Annotated in this window: 4 protein-coding genes and 1 pseudogene; 1 reads left to right on the forward strand and 4 read right to left on the reverse strand. The window is 61.5% G+C overall.

Translation table 11 applies throughout. The annotated features are described in order from the left end of the window. Positions 1-6: 6 nt before the first annotated feature. A pseudogene (locus VTU_RS0120395) lies at positions 7-317 on the reverse strand (LapA family protein). A 593-nt stretch (positions 318-910) separates the two neighbouring features. Here VTU_RS0120395 and VTU_RS35600 point away from each other — a divergent pair. Continuing rightward, entirely contained in the window at positions 911-2,569 is a 1,659-nt protein-coding gene (locus VTU_RS35600; RefSeq protein WP_010108053.1) for a methyl-accepting chemotaxis protein, read from the forward strand. A 47-nt stretch (positions 2,570-2,616) separates the two neighbouring features. Here VTU_RS35600 and VTU_RS0120405 read toward each other — a convergent pair whose 3' ends face one another. Genes VTU_RS0120405 through cysM form a run of 3 tightly spaced genes read right to left on the reverse strand, consistent with a single transcriptional unit; the run spans position 2,617 to position 4,365 of the window. After that, positions 2,617-2,838 (reverse strand): sulfurtransferase TusA family protein, encoded by a 222-nt coding sequence (locus VTU_RS0120405; protein ID WP_010108055.1) that lies wholly within the window; start codon positions 2,836-2,838, stop codon positions 2,617-2,619. Positions 2,839-2,843: 5 nt separating this feature from the next. After that, positions 2,844-3,410, reverse strand: a complete 567-nt coding sequence (locus VTU_RS0120410) for an NUDIX domain-containing protein (protein ID WP_010108057.1) — start codon at positions 3,408-3,410, stop codon at positions 2,844-2,846. A 52-nt stretch (positions 3,411-3,462) separates the two neighbouring features. Continuing rightward, positions 3,463-4,365, reverse strand: coding sequence for a cysteine synthase CysM (cysM, locus tag VTU_RS0120415; protein ID WP_010108058.1), 903 nt, complete (start codon positions 4,363-4,365; stop codon positions 3,463-3,465). Between the last annotated feature and the right edge of the window lie 876 nt (positions 4,366-5,241).

The raw sequence follows: 5,241 nt of genomic DNA on the forward strand, positions 1-5,241 counted from the left end.
CCCAGGTCAAATTCCATGGATCGGGGGCAGATCGGGCGGCGCCGCGGCAGGGGGGGCGCCGCGGCAGTGGCTGCGCTGACGGCTGCGGCAGCCTGCGCGCGGCGCGCGGCGGCGCGGTGCCGCCACCAGCGGGGCACCATGCCCAGCACACCGACGACAATTCCCGCCGAAAAGGCTGCCAGCACCACCAGCACCAGGGGCGCGCGCCACTGGGTGCCAAAGAAGAAATGCACGGTCGCCTCTTGCTGGTTGTTCAGCGCGAAGGCGAAGAGCGTAAAGAAAATGGCTGCCTTGAGCAGCCACAGCAGGTATTTCATCGGTCTCTCCAGTGGGGCCGATTCTAAAAGCTCCGGACCGGCGCCGCCGCAGCCAAACCAGCCAGCGATGCGTTGGCGACCCCGGCGCAGCGGACGGACGCAGCCCGGGGAGCGGTCGACGCATTCCACGCACCGGTCCCTTGGAGCCCACTGCGATGGTTTTTTGCCACTGCGACACCAGGGGCCGCCCCCGCTTGCAGTGCGCAGAGAATCCAAGGAATTACAAAATCAGGAGCCATTGGATTCTGCTTAAACCAATTTACGGACCAACGACAGCAGTTACCCGGAGCTACCGGGTTGGTGAGTCATGCCGGGTGTAAATTTCAGGTGCAGGATCAGCGGGAAAGTCGAAGAATCCTTTGACATCATGAGGCAGGGACCAAAAAGGAATTGGCTATGACGAAAGCAGATTCCGGGTCCAGGTGAGTCAGACAGAAGCGCACCGTCCAATAAGGTCCGCAGACCAAGGGGCTTTGCATTGCGTTTGCTTCCATGACCGGGGAGCAATGCATCTTGCTCCATGGATCGTTTCGATTATCTGAATCATCAGCCAAGCGCATGGCGGCGGCATACGGAAATGCGCGGAGAGAATCATGAGTGCCCTCAAAGTATCAACGCGACTGATCATCGGTTTCGGCCTGCTCGCACTGCTCGGCATGGGCATTGCATCCATTGGTGCGTACAAAATGAACACGCTGGCGACCGAACTCGACGAGGTCACCACGGACCGGATGGTCAAGGTGACCCAGTTCACGGAGATGAAAGACAATCTCAATGCCATTGACCGACACACCCGCAGCATCATTATTTCTGACGATCAGGCATTTCGTGAAGGCGAGAAAAGAAATATTATCGAACTCCGTGCAGCGAATGCCAAATTGCTGGAGAAACTGGAAAATATCGTTGAACTTCCAAAGGCCCGTGAATTCCTGAAAATCATCGACGCAGGCCGTGAAGAGTACAACAAGACGGTTGATAAAACCATCGCTTCCGCAGAAAAAGGCGACAAGGCAGCCGCGGCTTCATTGTTGTTGGGGGATGTACGAACATTTCAAGAAAGATATTTCAACGCGTTGGAAGGGTCGCGCGATCTGCAAAAGGATATTGCGGACCAATTGTCCAGTAACGCCACGCAGTCATCGCACAGTTCCGTGATGTTGCTGGGGGTCCTCGCAGTGGCGATGGTCGCGATCAGTTCATTGGTGAGCTGGATCATCATCCGCGACCTTTCAAAATCACTGGGCGCCGAGCCCTCTGTACTGTCGAATATCGCCCAAAGCGTGGCAGACGGTGATTTGAGTGCCCATTTGCAGGTCAAAGCAGGGGATGCCGCCAGCGTGATGGCCGCAATGGCCCGCATGCAGACGGCATTGACCTCCGTGGTGGCGACCGTGCGCAGCGGGGCCGAAGGGGTGGCCACGGCAAGCGCAGAAATCGCGCAGGGCAATACGGATTTGTCCAGTCGAACGGAAGAGCAGGCGAGCGCACTCGAGGAAACCGCCGCGTCCATGGAGCAACTGTCGAGCACCGTGAAGCAAAACGCCGACAACACCCGGCAGGCGAATCAGCTGGCCGTCAGCGCGTCAACGGTGGCGACCCAGGGGGGCGAGGTCGTCGGCCAAGTGGTCGACACGATGAAGGTGATCAACGACAGCTCGAAGAAGATTGCCGACATCATCAGCGTGATCGATGGAATTGCCTTCCAGACCAATATCCTGGCGCTCAACGCCGCAGTGGAAGCGGCGCGTGCCGGCGAGCAGGGACGAGGCTTTGCCGTGGTCGCCAGCGAAGTGCGCAGCTTGGCACAAAGAAGCGCAGGCGCCGCCAAGGAAATCAAGACGCTCATCGACAACAGCGTGACGCAGGTCGAGCATGGCAGCACGCTGGTGAACAAGGCCGGCGTGACGATAACCGAAGTGGTCGCCGCCATCCGGCGCGTGACGGACATCATCGGGGAGGTCAGCGCTGCGAGCAACGAGCAGAGCCAAGGCGTGGCGCAGGTCGGGGAGGCCATCACGCAGATGGACCAGGTGACTCAGCAAAATGCTGCACTGGTCGAGGAAAGCGCCGCTGCTGCGAACAGCCTCAGTGCGCAGGCGCAGCAATTGCAGCAGGCGGTTTCCATATTCAGGCTCGCGACCGACAGGGGGTTCAACCCGCAACGCAAGTCCGGCGCCAATGCAACGCTGCATCCCTCGGCGCGCGCAATGGCCGCACCGTCTTCGGCGCAACTGGCGATCGGCAGTGCCTGAGCCAGGCCAAGTTGCCAAGCGGATGCGCCGCACCGTGAACGGCGTCCTTAGCGACGGCGCAGGACATGGACGTATTCCTCGCCCACGGTCTTTTGCTCCACCAGTTCATGGCCCGTCTGCCTGGAAAACGCCTGAAAATCCCTCAGCGACCCGCTGTCGGTCGCCAGCACCCTGAGCAACTGGCCGCTGGTCATGTCGGCCAGAGCCTTTTTGGCCTTGAGGATGGGCAGGGGGCAGTTCAAACCCCGGGCGTCGATTTCTTTGTCCATGGTCCTCAGTCCTTTGGCGGCAGGCTCAGCCCGCTGCGGCGCTGCGCGTTTTCTTCGGCGCTGAGAAACACCGGCTCATGCCCGCGGGTGCGCAACCAGTCCGCCAGCGCGTACCCCGTGCCTGCAGACCAGCACCTGAGGTCCGCCAGGTCATAGAGCCGGTAGTCCACCAGTTCGGGAGACAGGCGCACCCGGCCCTCGGCCACCACATGGTAGGCAATGATGACCTGGTTCATGCGCAGAAACTCGTAGGCGCCGACCAGCGTGCTGGAGCGCACATCGAGATCGGTCTCTTCCTTCACCTCGCGCGCAATGCCCTCCTGCGGTGACTCGCCGGCCTCCATGAAGCCCGTGATCAGTGCAAATACCTTGCCGGGCCACGCCGCATTGCGTGCCAGCAGCACCTTGCCGCCGACCTCGACAATGGCCGCCAGCACGGGCGTGGGATTGTTCCAATGCGTCCAGCCGCAGGCGGGGCAGCGCAGCCGCTCCTTGTCGCCACCGTCCTCGGCCAGGGTGATGGCTTGCAATGCGCTGCCGCAATGCGCGCAAAACCGGGTTTCGTAATGCATGGGCGCTTGTTTTGATGGCGAACAGTTGACTCAAATCCGGGGCGCAGCGCAGTCACGCCGGGAAGACGCCCGTCGACAGATACCGGTCGCCGCGGTCGCAGACGACGAACACGATGGTGGCATGGCTGCCGCGTGCCGCGATCTGCTGCGCCACCAAACAGGCGCCGGCCGCCGAGACCCCCGCGAAGATGCCCTCTTCGCGCGCCAGGCGGCGGCACATTTCCTCGGCATGGTCCTGGCTCACATAGAGCAGTTCGTCGACCGTGCTCGCGTCATAAATCCGGGGCAGATATTCCTGCGGCCACTTGCGGATTCCGGGAATGCGCGAGCCCTCCTCGGGTTGCACACCGATGACCTGGATCGCCGGGTTCTTTTCTTTCAGAAAGCGGGACACGCCGGTGATGGTGCCCGTGGTGCCCATGGCGCTCACGAAATGCGTGATCCGTCCACCGGTCTGCTCCCAGATCTCGGGGCCCGTGGTTTCATAGTGGATGCGCGGATTGTCGGCATTCGCGAACTGGTCCAGCACCTTGCCCTCGCCGCGCTCTTGCATGGCCTGCGCCAAGTCGCGTGCATATTCCATGCCCCCGCTCCTGGGCGTGAGCACCAGTTCGGCACCAAAGGCCTTCATGGTTTGCGCCCGCTCGATCGACAGATCCTCCGGCATCACCAGCACCATGCGATACCCCTTGATGGCCGCCGCCATCGCCAACGCGATGCCGGTGTTGCCGGAAGTCGCCTCGATCAGCGTATCGCCAGGACGGATCTCGCCGCGCTCTTGCGCACGGCGAATCATGGACAGCGCAGGCCGGTCCTTCACCGACCCCGCAGGGTTGTTCCCCTCCAACTTGCCCAGCACCACATTGCCGCGAGCGGCATTGTCCTTGGCCCCGATGCGTTGCAGCGCCACGAGCGGCGTGTGCGCCGCCGCGTCTTCGATCGTCGGATACTTCATACGCCCTACTGTGCCATAATTGCGGACTTCGCGAACCCCAGCCCGGGTGGTGAAATTGGTAGACACAGGGGACTCAGACCAAATTTGAGCCCTCTTGAAGAAATTCTTGAGGTGAAGCCCGTCAAACTCGGCGAAGGCCCTGGACGCAAAGTCCGAGCTAATACCGAGCCAAGCCCTCGAACCGAAAGGTCGGGGGAAGGTGTAGAGAGCAGACGGCGGGCACCTAAAGTCGCAAGACCATGGTGAAGGCGTGCTCCAGACCACGAACCCTCTGATCGAGGGGCGGTGAAAACCGAAGTGGTAAGAAAATCCCCCGCCGCGACGCGTGCCGGTTCGACTCCGGCCCCGGGCACCACGGTGGCGTTCCCGCGTCTGCATCAGGCGCTGGAGCGCATATGAATCAATGACTTGCGGTACATCCTGGCGGATGTGGAATGCACTGGCTGCACGCATTCTTGCACTCGACGTCCCCGAATTTCCCCCAATGGTGGCCCTCGCCAAAATCGCGCGGGGCGCTTCTGCAGCATCCAGATCGGGGTCAAGGGCTTGCGCGACAGTGCCGCCGAGCCTACCCAAGCGGGAGGCTGCAGAGCAGCCATGAATGACAAGGGGCGTGGGCTTGCTCGAACTCATTCATCGTCCGTCGACAAGAGAGCATCTTGTCGCGCTTGCTCAGCCGGAGGGCGCGGCGCACGGTTTCCGGCACCGTAGTTTGGTGGTAACTACTCAGCCCCCCCCGCCGTAGGCCATAATCCGCAACTTGATGCAACAGCTACCCGACCTCAGCACACTTAGTTCGACCCAGATGGGCACACTGGTCTTGGAGCTATGGGCGATGGTGCAGACGCTGACGGCGCAGATCAACGAACTGCAAGC

The organism is Verminephrobacter aporrectodeae subsp. tuberculatae At4 (genome assembly GCF_000193225.1).
Classification (GTDB): Bacteria; Pseudomonadota; Gammaproteobacteria; order Burkholderiales; family Burkholderiaceae_C; genus Acidovorax; species Acidovorax aporrectodeae.